At 48.3% G+C, this 17,517-nt stretch carries 24 protein-coding genes and 2 pseudogenes; 1 reads left to right on the top strand and 25 read right to left on the bottom strand.

Translation table 11 applies throughout. The annotated features are described in order from the left end of the window. Positions 1-3 precede the first annotated feature (3 nt). The 15 genes and pseudogenes from LKD37_RS02400 to LKD37_RS02330 form a co-directional block, all read right to left on the bottom strand. A complete protein-coding gene (locus LKD37_RS02400; RefSeq protein ID WP_021738873.1) occupies positions 4-783 on the bottom strand; it encodes a DNA-methyltransferase in 780 nt (259 codons plus the stop codon). Continuing rightward, complete coding sequence (locus LKD37_RS02395; protein ID WP_302927771.1) at positions 773-1,504, bottom strand: septation protein SpoVG family protein; 732 nt, start codon at positions 1,502-1,504, stop codon at positions 773-775. Before LKD37_RS02395 ends, LKD37_RS02400 begins: the two co-directional genes overlap by 11 nt. Before the next feature lie 15 nt (positions 1,505-1,519). Beyond that, positions 1,520-2,386, bottom strand: a complete 867-nt coding sequence (locus tag LKD37_RS02390) for a VirB6/TrbL-like conjugal transfer protein, CD1112 family (protein ID WP_119246109.1) — start codon at positions 2,384-2,386, stop codon at positions 1,520-1,522. 11 nt (positions 2,387-2,397) lie between these two features. Beyond that, a pseudogene (locus LKD37_RS02385) lies at positions 2,398-2,478 on the bottom strand (Maff2 family mobile element protein); the annotation flags it as partial. Positions 2,479-2,569: 91 nt separating this feature from the next. Further along, positions 2,570-4,240 carry a recombinase family protein gene (locus LKD37_RS02380; RefSeq protein WP_302927770.1) on the bottom strand — a complete coding sequence of 557 codons (1,671 nt, stop codon included), beginning with the start codon at positions 4,238-4,240 and terminating at the stop codon, positions 2,570-2,572. Further along, entirely contained in the window at positions 4,241-4,438 is a 198-nt protein-coding gene (locus LKD37_RS02375; RefSeq protein WP_118529251.1) for a hypothetical protein, read from the bottom strand. Positions 4,439-4,679: 241 nt separating this feature from the next. Then, positions 4,680-6,017, bottom strand: coding sequence for a virulence-associated E family protein (locus LKD37_RS02370; protein WP_302927769.1), 1,338 nt, complete (start codon positions 6,015-6,017; stop codon positions 4,680-4,682). Then, the gene (locus LKD37_RS02365) at positions 5,986-6,630 is read right to left on the bottom strand and encodes a CHC2 zinc finger domain-containing protein (RefSeq protein WP_302927768.1); all 645 of its coding nucleotides are present in this window, start codon (positions 6,628-6,630) and stop codon (positions 5,986-5,988) included. Before LKD37_RS02365 ends, LKD37_RS02370 begins: the two co-directional genes overlap by 32 nt. A gap of 65 nt (positions 6,631-6,695) precedes the next feature. Continuing rightward, the gene (gene mobQ / locus LKD37_RS02360) at positions 6,696-8,276 is read right to left on the bottom strand and encodes a MobQ family relaxase (protein ID WP_302927767.1); all 1,581 of its coding nucleotides are present in this window, start codon (positions 8,274-8,276) and stop codon (positions 6,696-6,698) included. Positions 8,277-8,469: 193 nt separating this feature from the next. After that, a complete protein-coding gene (locus tag LKD37_RS02355) occupies positions 8,470-8,826 on the bottom strand; it encodes a hypothetical protein (protein ID WP_117541235.1) in 357 nt (118 codons plus the stop codon). 29 nt (positions 8,827-8,855) lie between these two features. After that, positions 8,856-9,029: a hypothetical protein gene (locus LKD37_RS02350; protein WP_227093999.1), complete on the bottom strand. Its 174-nt coding sequence runs from the start codon at positions 9,027-9,029 to the stop codon at positions 8,856-8,858. 31 nt (positions 9,030-9,060) lie between these two features. Continuing rightward, the gene (locus LKD37_RS02345) at positions 9,061-9,315 is read right to left on the bottom strand and encodes a CPCC family cysteine-rich protein (protein WP_117541237.1); all 255 of its coding nucleotides are present in this window, start codon (positions 9,313-9,315) and stop codon (positions 9,061-9,063) included. Between the two features lie 311 nt (positions 9,316-9,626). Continuing rightward, positions 9,627-9,923: a DUF3847 domain-containing protein gene (locus LKD37_RS02340; protein ID WP_002594808.1), complete on the bottom strand. Its 297-nt coding sequence runs from the start codon at positions 9,921-9,923 to the stop codon at positions 9,627-9,629. Next, positions 9,916-10,257 carry a replication initiator protein A gene (locus LKD37_RS02335; protein WP_073929947.1) on the bottom strand — a complete coding sequence of 114 codons (342 nt, stop codon included), beginning with the start codon at positions 10,255-10,257 and terminating at the stop codon, positions 9,916-9,918. Before LKD37_RS02335 ends, LKD37_RS02340 begins: the two co-directional genes overlap by 8 nt. Beyond that, the gene (locus LKD37_RS02330) at positions 10,254-10,442 is read right to left on the bottom strand and encodes a hypothetical protein (RefSeq protein WP_025544156.1); all 189 of its coding nucleotides are present in this window, start codon (positions 10,440-10,442) and stop codon (positions 10,254-10,256) included. The genes LKD37_RS02335 and LKD37_RS02330 overlap by 4 nt, the downstream gene beginning before the upstream one ends. Positions 10,443-10,925: 483 nt before the next feature. Here LKD37_RS02330 and LKD37_RS02325 point away from each other — a divergent pair, with 483 nt between their 5' ends. Further along, entirely contained in the window at positions 10,926-11,732 is an 807-nt protein-coding gene (locus LKD37_RS02325; RefSeq protein WP_069432587.1) for a helix-turn-helix domain-containing protein, read from the top strand. Between the two features lie 101 nt (positions 11,733-11,833). On the opposite strand, the gene LKD37_RS02320 is transcribed toward LKD37_RS02325, so the two are convergent. The 10 genes and pseudogenes from LKD37_RS02320 to LKD37_RS02275 all read right to left on the bottom strand — a co-directional run bounded on the left by LKD37_RS02320 (position 11,834) and on the right by LKD37_RS02275 (position 17,515). After that, the gene (locus LKD37_RS02320; protein WP_002596487.1) at positions 11,834-12,307 is read right to left on the bottom strand and encodes a GNAT family N-acetyltransferase; all 474 of its coding nucleotides are present in this window, start codon (positions 12,305-12,307) and stop codon (positions 11,834-11,836) included. Between the two features lie 22 nt (positions 12,308-12,329). Then, positions 12,330-12,578, bottom strand: coding sequence for a DUF3781 domain-containing protein (locus tag LKD37_RS02315; protein WP_173748508.1), 249 nt, complete (start codon positions 12,576-12,578; stop codon positions 12,330-12,332). Positions 12,579-12,606: 28 nt separating this feature from the next. Beyond that, on the bottom strand, positions 12,607-12,927 hold the full coding sequence (locus tag LKD37_RS02310; RefSeq protein WP_302927766.1) for a TfoX/Sxy family protein: 321 nt from the start codon (positions 12,925-12,927) through the stop codon (positions 12,607-12,609). Positions 12,928-12,950: 23 nt separating this feature from the next. Next, positions 12,951-13,406, bottom strand: a complete 456-nt coding sequence (locus LKD37_RS02305) for a GyrI-like domain-containing protein (RefSeq protein ID WP_002595209.1) — start codon at positions 13,404-13,406, stop codon at positions 12,951-12,953. A 36-nt stretch (positions 13,407-13,442) separates the two neighbouring features. Continuing rightward, positions 13,443-13,862, bottom strand: coding sequence for a nuclear transport factor 2 family protein (locus LKD37_RS02300; protein ID WP_173785159.1), 420 nt, complete (start codon positions 13,860-13,862; stop codon positions 13,443-13,445). A 54-nt stretch (positions 13,863-13,916) separates the two neighbouring features. Further along, positions 13,917-14,294 carry a TnpV protein gene (locus LKD37_RS02295; RefSeq protein ID WP_302927765.1) on the bottom strand — a complete coding sequence of 126 codons (378 nt, stop codon included), beginning with the start codon at positions 14,292-14,294 and terminating at the stop codon, positions 13,917-13,919. Continuing rightward, a pseudogene (locus LKD37_RS02290) lies at positions 14,254-14,614 on the bottom strand (helix-turn-helix domain-containing protein). The gene LKD37_RS02295 and the pseudogene LKD37_RS02290 overlap by 41 nt, the downstream one beginning before the upstream one ends. Positions 14,615-14,804: 190 nt before the next feature. Further along, positions 14,805-16,424, bottom strand: a complete 1,620-nt coding sequence (locus tag LKD37_RS02285; RefSeq protein WP_302927764.1) for a recombinase family protein — start codon at positions 16,422-16,424, stop codon at positions 14,805-14,807. 222 nt (positions 16,425-16,646) lie between these two features. Next, entirely contained in the window at positions 16,647-16,790 is a 144-nt protein-coding gene (locus tag LKD37_RS02280) for a hypothetical protein (RefSeq protein WP_212818823.1), read from the bottom strand. Positions 16,791-17,116: 326 nt separating this feature from the next. Further along, positions 17,117-17,515: an RNA polymerase sigma factor gene (locus LKD37_RS02275; protein ID WP_302927763.1), complete on the bottom strand. Its 399-nt coding sequence runs from the start codon at positions 17,513-17,515 to the stop codon at positions 17,117-17,119. Between the last annotated feature and the right edge of the window lie 2 nt (positions 17,516-17,517).

Here is a 17,517-nt window from a genome sequence, read left to right as displayed (position 1 = left end):
TAATTACACTCCTTTCTCGCCAGAACTTTTTACTGCCTGCGCCGCACGAATACGCTCACTGGCTGCGGCATAAAAGGCCGGGGCCGTTTCAAAGCATACAAAGCGACGTTCTGTGTTGATAGCTGCAATCGCGGTTGTGCCGGAGCCCGCGCAAATGTCCGCGACCAATTCGCCGGGGCGGGTATAGGTGCGGATCAGATACTCACAAAGCTCCACGGGCTTCTGTGTGGGATGGATGCCGCCGGACACCGTAGGCACAAAAAGCACATTTCCGGGATAGCGGCGGCCATCGTTGGACTCTGAGCCCTGCCGTTCAAATTTCCCATAGTTGGAGCTTGTACCGCTTCGGGAATGAACACGGGTATATGGCTTGCCGTAAGTAAACTGTGGATTGTAGACCGGGGACTTTTGGTAAAACACCAAGATGTTCTCGGACTTTTTCAGCGGAGCCCGATTTGCATTGAGAAAGCCCGTTCCGCGCTCTTTGTACCAAATCCACTCATAGCGGAGCATGGCGAGGTTGGATGCGCCCAGCACCTTGTCAAAGGGGCACTGTGCGAAAAACAGCACTGCGCCATTCGGCTTGACCGCCCATTTCACCGCCTCCCACAACTCCGGGAGCGGCAGGGGCACATCCCAATAATTCCGGGTTGTGCCGTAGGGCGGATCAGTCAACAGCATATCCACGCTATGTTTGGGCAGGGAGCGCAGGCCCTCAATGCCATCCATGAGAAACAAGCCCTCCTTCGGGACACTTTGTCCCAAAGTGCGGCTATCGGTCATTACGGGCCTCCTTTGCCTTGGCAGGCGCAGGCCGGGCAGCGTTTTCTTTTCCCGCTTGCTTTGCAGCCTCGGCCATCTGCTCCTTGATCGGGGCAGGCCGTACCGCCTGGGCCCGTGCAACAAGCTGTTCCACCGCCGCATGATACGCCTCCACACCAGCCGCATTGATCCGTTCCTGTGTGGCTCGGTCAGGAATCCGAACCGTAGCCCGGTATCCCGTCCGGCTGGCAGGATCAGGTTTAGAGGGAGCGCCGAGGAAAATCCCGTTTTTCCCGTCCACAACCTTAAAATCGTCGATGACCACACCGCCAAAATTGACGCTGGCGAAGCCGATCAGTTTTCCCTGCGGCTCAATCGGGCGGACAGATACCGTGATCGGAACAACCGCCTCCTGCAAGACGGCATCCGTCCGCATTTTTACCGCCTCGTCAATACTAACGCCCTTGACTTCTGCAAGCTCCGCGATGGGAGCATCAAATAGCCAGCGCCGCTCCTCCGTAGCAATCTGCTCCGGGGTCAGCAATACATCGTCGTTCTTACTCAGATAAAATTCCTCCTTTCCGCTTGCCGGAGCAAGCTGGGCGGGGTCGTCCATCAGCTCTTTTCTTTGCAGGACGGCCTCCGTTTCCGCCATAAAGCGGTAAGCGTCCGCTTCAGTAAACTCCTCCGGCGTTTTTCCATTCCATAAGCGCGTTCCATCCGCCCCGTATCTTCTCGGCATAAGCACCTCCTCCTGTTAATGAGCGCCAAAGACACGCTGGGCAATGCTCCCGGTCTTAAAGAGCATGAAGCAAAGCAAAACCGTGTAGCCCACAGTTCCCCAAATCGCCCCGATGGGATCGCCGCTTGTTGCGATGCCTTGAATGAGCACCGCGTAAATTGCAACACATACAAGAATCAGCAGCCCTTGAAAGCCCACGGCAAACAGGGACTTGATGTAGTTTTGCCCGGTGCTGCCAAGCTCCCGGTTGGAAAGCGTAGCAACGGGGATGGGGGCCAGACTGGTCAGCAGATAGATTTCCAGCATCCTGCCATACACCAAAACGAAAATGATAATCCCCATCGCCTTCATCGTAAATCCAATGAGCGCAGACTGCAGCCAAAGCCCCAAAAGCGGCCCCAAGTCCATCGCCTCCAGCGAGGTTTCCAGTTCGGCAAGCATATCCGCCGAAACATCGGTAGAGCCTTGAATGAGCCCGCCTGCCTGCGCGATGACGCTCTGTGACACATCGAACACAGCCATGACGATATTGAATGTATTTGACAGGATTAAGATTGCACAGGCTGTTTTGAACATCCATTTATAGAGGTTCGCAACGTCAACCTCGTGCATATTGTTCTTTTCCAAAAGCATCTGTATGAGCTCATAAGTGGCAACAAAGGTCAGCACCATTCCGGCAATCGGCAGGATCACCGTTTCGGAAAGCTGTCGGATCAGGGAGAAAACCCCGGCGTGCCACGCCGCCGGGGTAGTCCCTACCTGTGCCGCAATCTCTCCGACTTGGGTATTGACGGTATCAAAAAGCCCTTCGAGGTTTCCCATAATCCCGCCAATCAGAAGCTCTTTGAGCCAGTTTGTGAGCCAGTCGGTGAGAAAATCCATAAGCGCCTACCTTAAAACAGGCCAGACAACAGAGGGATCAGTGTGGTGCCAATGACGATGATGCCGCCGCCCGCCATGAGCTGTTTTATCCCCAATTAGGTGTAAAAACTCTGCTCGATGGCGGGCGGCGGCGTACAAAAAATCTATATGGTGTTTTTAAGAGAACCGTCCCGGCGGGACAGGTCAGGCAGTGACCTGTTCCACCTCCGGGATGGGTTTGAGATTAAAATGAATTTCGATAGAAATGTGTCTTGTTTTATCTTCGTCAATGCGTTCATGCACGACGATTTCTTTAATTAAGCGGTTAAGGGTGGCTGCGTCCAGCTCTGTGATGTTGGCGTATTCCTGAATGGCTTCCACCCATTGTTTTGCGTCATTGGCAAGCTGGACTTCATCGGACAGCCGCTTTCTGCCCTCGGACACTTTTGCTTTAAGCTCCGTCTGCTCGGTCTGTGTCTTTTCCAGCATGGTGTTGAAATTCTGCTCACTGATACGCCCTGCAATCATATCCTCATAAAGCCGCATGACCATTTTGTCCAGAACCTCAATCCGTTCCTCGTCCCTTGTAAGGGAGCGTTCCATTGCTTCCCGCTGTTCCCGCTGCTCTGCTTCACAGGTATTGGTCAGGCGGTCGGCAACCGCTTCCCCGTCCATCAGGGCAGCTCTGGCACATTCCCGGATTTTCCGCAGCACATGGCTGTAAAGGGTGTCATAATCAATCCGGTGCTGGGTGCAGTGGTTCTTTCCAAAGGCATTGTAGGTCTTGCAGGAATAAATTTGCTGGGGATGTTTTGCGTTTGTGTAGCGTATCGTCAGCGACTTCCCACACTCGCCGCATTTTATCAGTCCGGCAAACAGGCTGATTTCATTGGTCTGCCCCGGACGCTGGCGGGATTTCAGCTTGTTCTGCACAATATCAAAGCTCATGCGGTCAATCAGCGGTTCATGCTGTTCCTCCACTACAATCCAGTCCTCCGGCTTCTTTTCCCCAATCGTGCCGATTTTGAAACGGTAGTCCTTTTTCTGGGAAGCAATCGCCCCGGTGTAGACGGGATTCATCAAAAGGTCTTTGATAACTGAGAAGTCCCACATATACCGCCCGTTTTCCGGGTCTTTCTTTTCCCATTTGGTGCGGGTATTGCGAAGCCCCCGTTCCCGGTTCCACCATGTGGGGCAGGGGATTTTTTCTTCCTCCAGCCGTCTGCGGATATAGTTCGGACCATGACCGTTTAGGGCATATCCGAAAATCAGCCGCACAATCGGGGCGGTTTCCTCGTCAATGAGCAGATGGTTTTTGTCCTCCGGGTCTTTCCGATACCCAAACGGGGCAAGACACCCGGTAAACTGTCCTTTCTGCGCTTTCAGAAGATAAGAGGAATGGACTTTCTTGGAAATATCCTTGCTGTACATCTCGTTCAGGATATTCTTGAACGGGGCAATATCGTTGTTATCCCGCAGGGTGTCGATACCGTCATTCATGGCGATATAGCGGACACCGTTTCTTGGGAAAAAGTCCTCAATCAAATGCCCGGTTTGCAGATAGTTACGCCCCAGACGGCTGAGGTCTTTCGTGATGACAAGGTTGATCTGCCTGCGCTCAATGGCTCTCAACATTCTCTGTAAATCAGGACGCTCCATATTAAGACCTGTGAAACCATCGTCCTGATAGACTGCCACAACCTCCCATCCCTGCTTTTCGCAGTATTTTTCCAGCATATCACGCTGGTTTGCGATACTGGCACTTTCGCCTTGCAGGTCATCGTCCTTTGACAGCCTGCAATAGACCGCTGCACGATAGCCCCCGGCAAGTGCCTTTCCGATTGTTCTATATTCCATTTCGTTCATCATAGCCATTTACCCACACAATCCAGACGGTATCTGGCTCTTTTGAACCTCATCTTCATTATACTTCAAATCTTTCTTTTTAGCAAGATATTCTTTTGTATTTGTCTTTCTATATTTCTGGGAAATCAGGCTGACGAACACATCGGTTGCGTCCAGTTCCCCGTCAAACACCGTTGTAACATGAATCTCTGTTTTGTTTTTTGCCATAGGCAGTTATCCTCCATACATGAAAATAGCCAGACAGAGGGTGTCGGCAACGAAGTCCGGCAACGGGCTTCAAAAGACCTTGCAAACAATCTCAATCTGGCGATGGTTACTATTTATACTTTTCTTTTATTTTTCTGTTGTTTTGGTTGTCATAGGGGAGAAAAGCCGATAGTTTCGGGATTTTCCCCGGCAACCGGCTCGGCAACGGGATAGCAACAGGGGGTGCAACGGGCTGTCATTTTCAGAATGGAAGCTCCATCTGTTCTGTGACCTCCACAAAACCATCCATCGTTTTTTCAGACGGGTTGCCGGAGTCCGTTGCTGGGTTTTCACGCTCCCAGCCCTTTTGTCTGCCATATTCGGAAAACAGTCTTGGGTTCGGGAAGTACCGCCAGCCGGTAATGCACTGGTTCATAATCTCGTTGATTTCCCGGATTTCCCATTGCTTCGGCTCGTCAAAGGTATGGTTCAAGGCTTCCTTGTAAAGCTGCTTGGAACAGACCATGCTCCCGGTGTACTTATCAAGATACGCCTGTATCATTCCGGCTTTGGTGTCCTCCGGCATAAAATCCCGCTGGTGTTCTTTGAGATACCGTTGCATGGTGGGGCTGAAAGCCAGCTTGAACCTGCCGCTTCGGTAAATCTCCATAGCTTCTGCCCACATCTGCTCGATATAGGCTCTGGAAGCAGCTTCGTCCTCCAAAATGTGAACCTCGGCTTGCTCCGGGTACACCATGACGGGGATAAAGCGGCGGTTGCCGGAACGGTCAAGGGGCAGGAAGTCAAGGGCATTGGAAGTGCCGCCAAACACGCACTGACGGGGGCGGTCTGCCGGGTGGGTTTCATAGGGTATCTTGTAAACTTCTTTCTGCCGGCTTAAAAATGACTTGATTTCCTCAATGCTCTTGGCGTTGGCGGTTGCCATCATTTCCGACATTTCGATAATCCAGTGACCTTGCAGCTTGCGGTACACATTGTCATCGTCCAGCTTCCGCAAATCATCGGAGAACCACTCGTCCCGGACTGCCAGCAGACGGAAGAAGGTGGACTTGCCAGCCCCCTGACCGCCTACCAGACAGAGCATGATTTCAAACTTACACCCCGGCTGAAAGGCTCGTGAGATTGCACCCAGCAGGAACAGCTTCAACGCTTCATAGGTGTAATCGTCTGCGTCAGCCCCCAGAAAGTGCCGCAGACAGAAACGGATTCGTTCTGTCCCGTCCCACACAAGGGCACTTAGGTAGTCCCGGATGGGATGGTACTTGTTTTCATTCGCCACAATCCCGATGGCGTTATCAATCTTTTTCTCATTGGTAAGCCCGTAGGTTTCTTCCAGATAGAGAAGCAGATACTTCATGTCCGTATCGTTCAGGGCGGTGCTTTCTCTGTGGAAGCCGATGGGCTTTATGATGTCCTTGCGGTCAGTTAGGATGTTGTATGCGATAGCCCCGGAAAGCAGAGGGTCACGCTGGAATACGGTCAGGCAGTTCCGGATGCTCTGACGGACACCGCCTTTCTCGGTGGTTTCCAGCCCCGCCTTGATTTCCTCAATGCTCTGGGGCGGCTGCATGGCGTTCATGGTGTTTTTTAGTTCTTGCTGCGTCTGCGGCTGCAAGCTCTGCCATTCGCTGTTCAAGCTGTATCACATCCTTTCCGTAGTCCGTAATCAAAGCCGCTTTTTCCTCTGTCTCCCCGAACAGCAGCACATCCAGCAGATATTCCACTTGTGCTTGCTTCTGTAAGGCTTCCACAAACCGGGGATGAAAGGCTTCCTCCAGGGAGTGCGGGGCGTAGTCCGTTCTCCATGCCATAAGCAAGTGGAGATAATCGGCAAGAATACGGAAACAGCGGTTCTTTGCTTCTTGAAACTGTTCCTCCGGGGATTTCTGCCGGGGCTTGGGCTTTTTTGCCTTTCCCGGCGGTTTCCAGTCCTCATAGGAAAGCCCGAAGTCCTGTGCCAGTTGTACGGCGGCTTCTTTCTTTCCCAGCCCATACAGGGCGGCGGCAAAATCAATCACATCCCCATCCGCACCGCAGCCGAAGCAGTGGTAACGCCGATCCAGCTTCATGCTTGGGGTTTTATCGTGATGAAACGGGCAGCAAGCCATCCCGTTCCGACCTACATGGATTCCATAATGCTCCGCAGCCTGTCTTGTTGTGACGGACTGCTTCACAGCTTCAAATACATTCAAATCTATCCCTCCTTGAAAATAAGAAAAGCACCTGACATTCTCTGATTGAAAATGGCAAGTGCCTGTTAAAGTTCCATATCCTGTTGTCTGTGTTTCGCCTGTGCCGGGGCGGTTCTTTGAGCCTTTTTCTCGTCTGCCTTATCCTGCAAGACTTCCTTGATGGGCTGCTTCTTAGGCGGCTCTTTACTTTCCTCTGTGCCGGGTGTGGCTTTCCGTACCCAGTAGCGGATGTCCCGCAGCTTCTTCAAATCCTCCTGTACCTCGGTCAGTGGTACTTTCAACTCTGCGATTTCTTCCAGAAGCGTTTCCTGCTCCTCTTGCAGCTCCTTTTGGGTACTGTCCTTATCATCTGGGTGCTTGGCAAGGTGGGTGGCGGCTTTTTCATACCGGGCAACCTCCGAGTGTTCCTGTTTGAATTTCTCCTTTGTTTTCTTAAAAAATATCTTCTGGTACTTCTCATAGACAGGCTTACATTCCTTGCAGTCTGTCCGGCTGGCAAGAATCCCGTCAATCACTTTGCTTCGGGCTTCCTTTGGCTTCATCTGACTGCGGTAATCTGCGGCTGATTTCCCGGAAGATTCCAGAAATGCTTCTAAGTCCTCCACAGTGGAAAGCCCCTTTTGCTGGAGATAGGACAGGGCTTCGCTGACTGCCTTTAAGTCCTGTGAAGTCCCCCGATTTTGTCCAGACCTCGTCCAGTCCTTCCGTTCTTCCTTTCGTATCTCCATATATTTCATCAGTAGATTGGGAAGAAGTGTCGCTTCCTCCGCCGCCTTTTGTGCAAGCAGTTCTTTCCGTTTTTCTCCCAGCTCGGTAATCCAGCCTTTGAGGTTTTGGATAAGCTGCCGGATGGACTTCATCAGGCGGTTGGCGGCTCTGATTTCCCGGTTCAGGTTGCCGATGTTCGTCTGGATACCCCGCTTTTCCATCTGCCGGACAGCAGCTCCCTCATGGACAGTAGGGATAATATCAAGCCCCTGTCTGGCATAAGAACGCAAGTCCACACGCTCTGGGCGGTCATTGGCTTCCAGATAGCGGTTCTGGATGACCTCCCATTCATGCCGCCAGATTTCGCAATACTTCTGGTCGTTCCAATCCACCGTATCCTCCTTGTGGCTTTTCCATCTGCCGGACGGAAGTTTTATCCGTTCCCCGTTTTCGTCAAGGTCATAAACCTTGCGGCTCTTGGGAAGCCATTTTCCATGTTCGTCCATTGCCCTCATAGTGAGCATGACATGGGCGTGGGGATTGTGTCCCGGCGGATGGGGGTCATGGATTGCAAAATCAGCAATCATGCCTTTGGAAACAAACTGCTGCTCACAAAACTCCCGGACAAGGACAGCATACTGGTCGGGCGGTATCTCTCTGGGGATGGTCAGCACCCACCGCCTTGCAAGCTGGGAGTTCCATTGTTTTTCCACCGCTTCGGCGGCGTTCCACAAAGTATTGCGGTCTGCATATTCCTGTGGGGCATTTGCCGGGAGCAGGATTTCATTGTGGACGATACCACGCTTTTCCGGGTAGTGCTTCACTTGCTGGTCGTATTCACAGAACAGCTTTTCGCCGCTCTGGTAAGCAGCGGCGGCAACAGCAGACTGCCGCTGGCTGCGCTGCACAATCGTGATTTCGTTGTGTGGACAGGGCATTTCGTGTTCCTCCTTTCGCTAATTGGTGGATGGGGTGGCGTTTTACCACCTCATTTTGGGCAGAAAAAAAGCAGGAGACCTTTTTTCAGATTTCCTGCTCGATGTGCCGCTGTGTGGGCGGCGGGTATTTAGTTGTAAAAGTTCGGGACAAGTTGACCCGATGAGTGAATGATAAATAGAAAATTTGCAAAGACTATTGACATTTTTCCAAAATATCTTTCAGTTGAGCAGTCAACACATCTTCTTGACCGAGAAGCACATCTTTTTCATATACAATGGTATTCCACAGATTGCTGAGTTCTGCGGAAATTTCAGGGCTATCACAAAATTCGTGTGCCACCCAAATATTGCTGGCTATCGCTTCTGGGGCGCCATCAATGGACAGACCTTTATCTTTGATTGTATCAATCGCACGAGAAATATATTTATCAAATTGTGCTGCTCGACTTTCTGTATGTGACTTGTCGCTCACATAGTGTCCAATAAAAAAGGAAATTGCAAATCCAGCGATGATGAACACGATAGTCAATGCTGTACCTATTCTTTTCATACTTCCAACTCCTTTGTCAAATTCAAGAACTATTTTTTATTGCTTCCTATCCAGTAACATCCTGCTCCGATTACCGCTGATAAAAATTCAATTCCTTTCAAATACATATCGTAGTTTGTATATCCGATAATTGGACCAGATAAAACATAAATTATAACAAACACAATAACTGTAACTATTGCTCTCTTAGCAGTGTCCTTCACTTTTATTCCCTCCATAACTTCGACATTGTTGCTATGAAATTTTCTTTTCATCATCTCTCGGTGGTCGGACATAACATAACATTTCTTTTTCACAAGCACCAAATTTTGAGAAATTGGATTTCGCTTCTTTTAGTGTTATTCCATGATTAGAGTCGCTTGGTTCGTTATCAGAAGCAATGAACGGGTCATTCTCCCAAAAACAAACGGGACAGATATACCCACAATCTTCATTTGCCGGAACATTATAGGTAAAATATCCGCAGCAAGGACATTGGTATTTTTTCATATAAACCTCCCGTTTAAGCCTTGACCTCAAATTCCTGATTTATTGCTGACTTCATTATACTTCATTGCCTATCGAAAAGATAGCATATTTTATGAAACTTGTCGGCTGGGAACAGCTTGCAACGCAAGGTGTCCCCAGATGGCAAGTCCACAAAAGGGTAGCTGGCGGCAGCCAGCGCAGGGGAAGCGTAGCGTCCCCTGTATGATTTGGAGCAGACCTTGACTGCGGAAAATCACAGCCCTCCGGCGAGGAGCCTTCGGAGAACGCAATGCACCAACCTTTGGGTGGTGTATAATTGCGCCCTTAGTAAACTAAGGGGTTTCCGGCTTCTCCCGTTCCAGCAGTTTTTTCAATAGTTCCTGCGTGTCCTGCCTGTGAAAAATGAGTTTCAACAACAGCATGACATCATCATCTGTCAGGCGTTCCGGCTCTTGCAGAAAACTTTCCAGCATACCGCCACGAGTACAGAGCCGGTGCGTCCGTTCCTTTCGGGTAAGCTGCTTTAACTGGTGCTGCAATGCCTTTTCATCATTGATGGCTTTCCGCAGTTTCTTTTCGCTTTTCTCCAACTCCCGGTTGAGCTTTTCCAGCTTTGAGGTATCAGGCAAGGGCAGCGTCCTCCTTTCCCGGTATCAGCACATAAATTCTATTCGGTTCTCCCACGCCCTGACGCACCCGCATGATAAGTCCGGCGGTTTCCAGTTCATTCAGAGAACGCTTGACCGTCATGGGACTGCGGGACAGGACTGCGGCAATGGCTGTGACAGGGAAGCAGACAAACAGGATTCCGTTCTCGTCCTCCTGCCCTTTGGATAGCATAGCGTCCAGCATCCGGCAGTACATGACCTTTGCGGTGCTGCTGACTGGAAATCCTGTCAACGCTCTGGGAAAGGGCATACAGGGCGGCAATGATGTGTCTATCGTCATAAATTCAAAATTCATTCTGTGTGTTCCTCCTTTTTCTTTGCTCGTTTGGATAAATAACGGGGGCAGTCAACCACAACCGCCCGGAAGCTCTGCTTGCACCCATGCTGGCATTTCCGGCATAATTCGTTGTAAGTGACACGCCCCCGGTCATTGAGGTAAAAGGAAAGCTCATGCTTCCTCTTTTTGCTCATTCTCGGCATATTGCGCTTCCTCCCGTTTTAGTGTATGGTTTCGGGGCGATTTTCGGCAAAAACATAGCCATAGAGCCGCTTAAAATCTCCCGAAGTATCAGCGATAGGGTAGACTGTCCCCCTATCAGATTGTCGTGTTTCGGTATCATCTCGGTGTCAGTTCGCCAGTTCTCCCCGGTGTCGTTCCTCCCCTGAATCTCACAGCGGCGTATCGCTCCCTTTGGTACGCTCGTTTCGGTCAGGGTTCCTCCACATCCCTGCCAAAAGTCATGGCGCTACATCGCTGGGGAAGCATATCCCACACAGGCTGGTCATTCGATTGGAATAATCCATCGATGAACTACCTGTATCATAGAACATTTTTGTGCCCTGTGCCGTATGTCCACAAAGTAGGAATTAAGGGTAAAAATCAGAAATTTCCACGATTACGGAAAGTGTGATATAATCCAGATAAGCGGCAGCAATGAAACCGTTGGAAAGGAGCGTGCGCCCATGAAAGGAGCAACAAGCATACAGGAACGCCTTTGGGAACTCCGCAAGGACAAAGGCTTAAATCTGGAAGAACTATCAAAGCTGACGGGCATTTCCAAATCAGCTCTTGGAAGTTATGAAAAAGAGGATTTTAAGGAAATCAATCATGGCAACCTTATCACGCTGGCAGACTTCTATGGGGTTTCCGTTGATTATCTGCTGTGCCGGACAGAGAACAGGGAGCAGATCAACACACCATTGACGGAGCTGCATTTGAATGATGAGATGGTTGCACTTCTGAAAAGCGGTCGGATTAACAACCGTCTGCTCTGCGAACTTGCCACCCATAAGGACTTTATCAAGTTTCTTGCGGATATTGAGATTTATGTGGACGGGATTGCTACCATGCAAATCCAAAACCTCAATGCCCTTGTTGATACCGTCCGGCATGAAATCATTGAACGGTATCGCCCCGGCGAAGATGACCCGCATTTGAAGGTGCTGCAAGCTGCCCATATCAGCGATGATGAGTATTTCAGCCACATGGTTCTGGATGACCTCAACCTGATTATCCGGGATATTCGGGAAACCCACAAAAAGGACAGTGAGAGTGCGCCCCAGACCACCGTTGCCGATGAACTGAAAGAAAATCTGGAAGCGGTCGAAAATTTCAAGGGCAGCCGTTTGGAAAAACTGGCAATGCTTTACTGCAAGCAGCTCGGTATCAACTACAAAAATTTATCGGAAGAAGAATTTCGCTGGCTGATTCGGATTCTCCAAAAATCAAAGAAAATGGGAACGCCTATCAGCCAGAGGAAAAAACGGTAAAGAAAAACCGCTGTTGCATGGTTGTGTTGGCTTCCATGTAGCAGCGGTTTGTGCTGTGGTTATTCAGTTGAAAGTTTAGTTCGGTAAACTGTAGCTTTCGGTTATAGATTTACAATCATAATATATTCCTCATTATTTTCATCAGCAACAGTAAATCCCACTTTCTCGTACATCTTGACTGCATAATTACTTTTCTGAACGGATAAGGATATTTTTGAATATCCAGCCAATCTTTCTACCTGTAATAGTTGTTTCAATAATGAAGTCCCAATGCCTAATCCTCTGTATTTTTTGTAGACAGACATAGCAAGCGATGGAGTATCATTATCAATGTGTCCATAATCATTCATAATTCTTACCCAAATAGCTCCTATCACATTTCCCTGCATTTCTGCAACTAAGGCTTTATCGTGTTTTCGATTTCCAAACTCAACGATATATTCTTGTAATTCTGGACATTCTATTACTGATTTAGGTGGCGGTTCAATTCCTTCTGGAATATAAATCGCTTCGTACAAAAAATCACTTAATAAACAGTATTCTTCACTTCTCATTTCTCGTATTATATAGTCCATAATTTCACTCCAAAGTCCGATTTTACTTAACAATATGTGCTGTGATAATTGTATAACTATATGAATTGATAGTAATTTTGATATTTTCAACTTCGCAATACCAATTTTTACCCTGTTTGTATATATTGCAATTTTTATCTAACACCTTATTTTTGCAATACTCAACAACATCTGCTGTATCTATTTTTAGGTTTCTTTTAATTCTATCAATTCCCATTTCGGTTGTATGAACTTTATCAATATTATCAAGCAATATCTTTTTATCTTCCATTCTTTCTTTTCCTCAACTTCTAATTTACTTATTTCTTCTTTTTCGGTTTTGGAGCTGGTAATTCCTCATACATAGCATTAAACAAGCCTGCTAAAAAATTCTTATTATCAACTTCATCTACCAACAACATCTGTTTTGCTCCCTCATAGGGTAATTCATACGGAGCTGTCGGTATATAACTAATTGCTGCTTTCACTGGTTTAACAAGCAATCTATCATCATAAATACCGCCTACAATCTTGCCACGATAATAAATGATAAACTCTCCCATCATAGCTCGATAAGTAATTTCTTCTAAATCGGATAACTGTCCTAAAATAAATTCTAAAAATTCTTTACTGGACGCCATGACTTCACCTCAATTCTGATTTATTAAACTTCTCTTATCGGGAAGTACAGATAGCCCTTTCCTGTTGCCGGGTCGGTATAATCATGAACTGCTCCGACCAGAGAAATACCATCCTCATTCATTTGTCCAATGGTTTCTTCAAACACTCCCTTATGGTTTTCAACAACTATATACTCATAATCTGGTATTATCCATTTTGTCCATCCATCAGGTGCTTCTGCATTATCAACACATTCCACTCCTGCCAGATACAAGCCTTTGCTAAAGCCATCTTCCCACGGTTTAAATGAGCGAGAAATATCAGACATAGCCCCCCATATTCCCACAATGCCACCGTTTGCGTCTTTCTTTGCCAGATGTGCAACTTCACCAAAATGACTATTCGCATCATCCCACAATTTCTGAATAAATCCTTCGCCGTCTAATGTTGAACCTTCTTTTCCAATGACGACAAAACTTTTCTTTATCACTTTAACCATTCCATACCACCTCAAATAAACTATTCATTCCTAATATTAAAACCAACTTGGTCTTTCTTCCCTAAATTCGGGTTGGTCGCTATGCTCATAAGGATTATAATTATTCAAATTACAACCAAACTCTTTCAATGACTTTATTTTATCATCCTTTGTCCATTCAACCAGAGAAATCCCATCAAATTCCTCTATATTCCCATTGTTCATTTCATTTTTGAAATACCATTCTACAATCGTAGTATTTTCCTTGTGGAAGAATTGTTTAATTTCCCAAACAACGACTTTGCCACGGGTATTCCATTCCTGAAACCAGTGTTTTACGATTTGACGATTATTATATTGAGGACTCCAACTTTCAGTATAAATTACATCTTCCGTAAAAATATTATCAATACCTAAATCCTGTTTTGTAAGCCACATTTCAAACCACAATTGAATAATTTTTTCTCTTTCATTCATGATTCAACACCTCACTAACTTTCGATTGAATAAAAAATCACTCTATCCATACCGTTATGAATAAATCATCTCATGCAAAACAATTTCTTCTGCCCGGTTGTGAATGTTATTGCAACGCTGCACCCATTCCATTTGACAGGTACGCTTCAATTCCTCGGTCACGCCCTCGGCAGCTTTCATCTGCTCTATGATGGTGTCTAATCGTTCCTGTGCCTGTTCGTTCAGGTCTGCAAGATATGTCCATAACTCCCCGGTCAGTGTCAATGTGTTCAATCGGGCTGGGTGGACTTCTCTTAAATATTCCCGGTGCATCCGTCCATACTTTCCGATGGGGCGGTGTTCCTCCGGCAGCTTCAAGTCTGGGATGTAGTAATCTCCAACAAGGATACAATCAATTCCGTTTTCCGTTATTCTTGGTTTTAATTCGCTCATGTTCCTTACCTCCTGTGGAAGCAGGCTCGTCTGGTACTAACTCAATTACATCAGTAATCTCACAATTCAGCGTTTCGCAGATACGGGCTAATGTGTCCATGCTGATGTGCTTTCCCTCTTTACTCATGTTGGCAATCATATTCGTTGTCATACCAGCGGCAAGCCTTAAATCCTCTTTCCTCATATCACGCTCTAACAGTGTGTGCCAGAGTGGTTTATAGCTGATGTGCATATTTTTCCTGCCTTTCTATCCATACCACCGGGGCGGCTGCCCCGGCAGGAACTTTTCTCTTATTATAACACCAATCTTGTGTAATCACAATTTATTCTTGTAGCCTGCCGCTAATACCGTCTGGATTGTGCTTTTCCTTTCTTTTTGTTCCCTTTAATTAGCCATGAACTGCTTCATGCCCTGGGACTTTGCTGATATGCGATAAAGAAGTAATAGAAGTGTAAAAAATTTTGCCGTTCCTATCCGGCACTTGCGCATTGTGTCGGATAGGTCGGGCATTATTCGTCGGGAAGTTCTACCTTGCCGACAAAGCTGTAATAAATATCAATGTCCTGTCTGCGTGTGCCGTTCTCGTCATAGCTGCACTCATGGACAACGATTTTTTCAATAAACTCCCGCAGCAGGGTATGGGTCAATTCCTCAAAGCTGGTGTACTTGCGGACAACTTTCATAAACTTTTCCGCATTAACCGTGGCTTCCTGTGCCTTTGCCAGTTCCGCTTGCAGTTCGGCGGCACGGCACTTGACCTGTTTCTGTTCGGCTTCATAGTCTGCGGAAAGTTCCGCAAAGCGTTCATCAGAAATACGCCCGGTCACACTGTCCTCATAAAGCCGCTTGAAGATAGCGGACAGCTCCGCAATCCGCTTTTCGGCTGCGTCCAGTTCCTTTCGCTTGGCAGCGTTGCGGCGTTTGCCGCCGTCCTCGTTCTGCTCGATCAGCAGCTTCATAAACTGCTTTTCATGCTTGGCTGCATAGCTTGTCACTTTCCGCAGATTGGCGGTCACACCCGCAGTCAAAAGGTCGGTGCGGATAAAATGTGCGGTGCAATCGTGGGTACGCTTCTTGTAGTTGCCGCAGATGTAGCAATCCTGTTTTCGGGTTTTGTTCTCGTATCTCTGCTGATAGAGGACGCTCCCACAATCGGCGCAGAACAGCAAGCCGGAGAACAGACCGACTTCATCATAGCGGTTTGGACGCTTGCGCTGCTTGCGTAATTCCTGCACACGCTCCCATGTGGCAAGGTCAATGATTGGCTCATGGGTATTCTCGAAAATGACCTGTTTTTCTTCGGGATTTTCCACGCTTGATTTGACCTTGTAGGACACTTTCTCGGTCTTGAAGTTTACCGTATGCCCCAGATATTCCTTGCGTTCAAGGATATGGACAATCGTGTTGGTCGCCCACTTGTAGGGATAATCGGGGTAGTAACGGCGTGTGCTGCCTGTCCTGCGGTATTCCAATGTACCCGGTGTTGGGATTTGCTGCTCGGTCAATACACGGGCGATTTTGGTCGGACCGTTCCCGGCAAGGCACAAGCTGAAAATCTGCTTGACGACCGGGGCAGCTTCTTCGTCCACGATAAAGCGTCCGTCCTCGCCTTTGAGATAGCCATAGACCGGCTGACTTGTGATAGGCTTGCCACTCATGCCTTTGCTGCGGAAAACTGCCTTGATTTTCTTGCTCGTATCTCTCACCATCCATTCGTTGAAGATATTACGCAGAGGGGCAAAATCATTGTCGCCCTGTGCGCTGTCCACTCCATCGTTGATAGCGATAAAGCGAACGCCCCTTTGTGGGAAAATCATGTCCGTATACATTCCCACTTGGAGATAGTTTCGCCCTAATCTCGACATATCCTTGACAATGACCGTTCCGACTTTCCCGGCTTCAATATCCGCAAGCATGGCTTGAAAACCGGGTCTTTGGAAGTTCGCACCGGAGTACCCATCGTCCGTGTACCATTGGAGATTGGTAAAGCCGTTCTGTTTTGCATAGCTTTCCAAAATACGCTTCTGATTTTGGATGCTGTTGGACTCGCTGTCCATATTATCGTCACGGCTCAGTCGGCAGTAGAGAGCGGCTGTGCCGAGTTCGTGTTTTTTGCTCGACTGTTTCATATAAACCTCCTCTCTGGCAGTCAAGCAAGAGGTTTCTTATTCTATCTATATTATACCTCGCCCGACCGCCCATGTTAAGGATGTCGATGGGAATCGCTATGCCAGCATAGCAATCCGTAATGTGCCATTTTCTCGCCCCGTTGGGGCAACCGAAAATGATGCACAAAAAACTTCATGCACGAACACAAATCAAAAATGGATGTGCCGCCGACGCATGAAGTTTTATACCGGCTCCAAATCAGCCAGCATCAGCTTCAAAAGGATGTCACGCATCAGTTCTCCCGTTTCCTTGTAAACAGGCGTGACGATAAAGCGGATCTTTCCAATGTAGTACACATATTCTTCCGTGGCGGGCTTCTCAGTCATGGCGTCCTCCTTTCCCAGATGCAAAACACAATGCGCGTTCCCCGTTGTCTGCTGGGGAAAGCGAACAGGCCAGCGCTCCGAGCGCTGGCCTGCGGCTTATGACCTTGGGACGAAATGTCCCAAGGTGTTTTTGAAAGGCGGGAGCGCCGCACCCGCTCCTGTTGGCCTGTCATAAGACAGCTCATATACAATGCGGCGCTCCCTCACAGTGGACAGCGACGATCCGTGACGAAGCATCAACTACCTTGCTGCGGAGAGGTTGAAACTACCTCTCATATACCAATGACAAAAATCGGGCAAATGGAGCCTCACTTACAGAACTTTTTTCAAATATTTTTCATAGCAGCCATGCCGCGCTTTACCGAACGCCGGACAACGCTTTTGTCGACGCCCTGCTCCCGGGCAATTTGGCGGTAGCTCTTACCGAGGATCAGATGCGCCTCCACCCGGACGCCCTGCACCTCCGGCAGAGAGTTGAGGGCGTTCCAGAGGTGGACAAACAGCTCCAGGCGATCCAGAAGTTCCTGCGGCGTCGGCTCATGCAGACAGGCCGAGTATTCGATCCCATCGTCACAGTCGAGGGAATACTGCGCCTTGTTGCGGGTCGTGCGCCGCTGATGGGCTGCCTCATACAGCTTGTCCGCCTTCAACTCGGCGGCCACTTCGTCGGAAACTTCGATGTATTCATCATGGGTGTACCAAGCGTAAAAGTCCTTCAGATTGATGG

Origin of the sequence: Brotocaccenecus cirricatena, assembly GCF_020687045.1 — a bacterium.
In the GTDB taxonomy this organism is placed as follows: domain Bacteria; phylum Bacillota; class Clostridia; order Oscillospirales; family Oscillospiraceae; genus Vescimonas; species Vescimonas cirricatena.
Note: the sequence above shows the minus strand (reverse complement) of the source record. Positions and strands in the feature narration are given on the sequence as shown.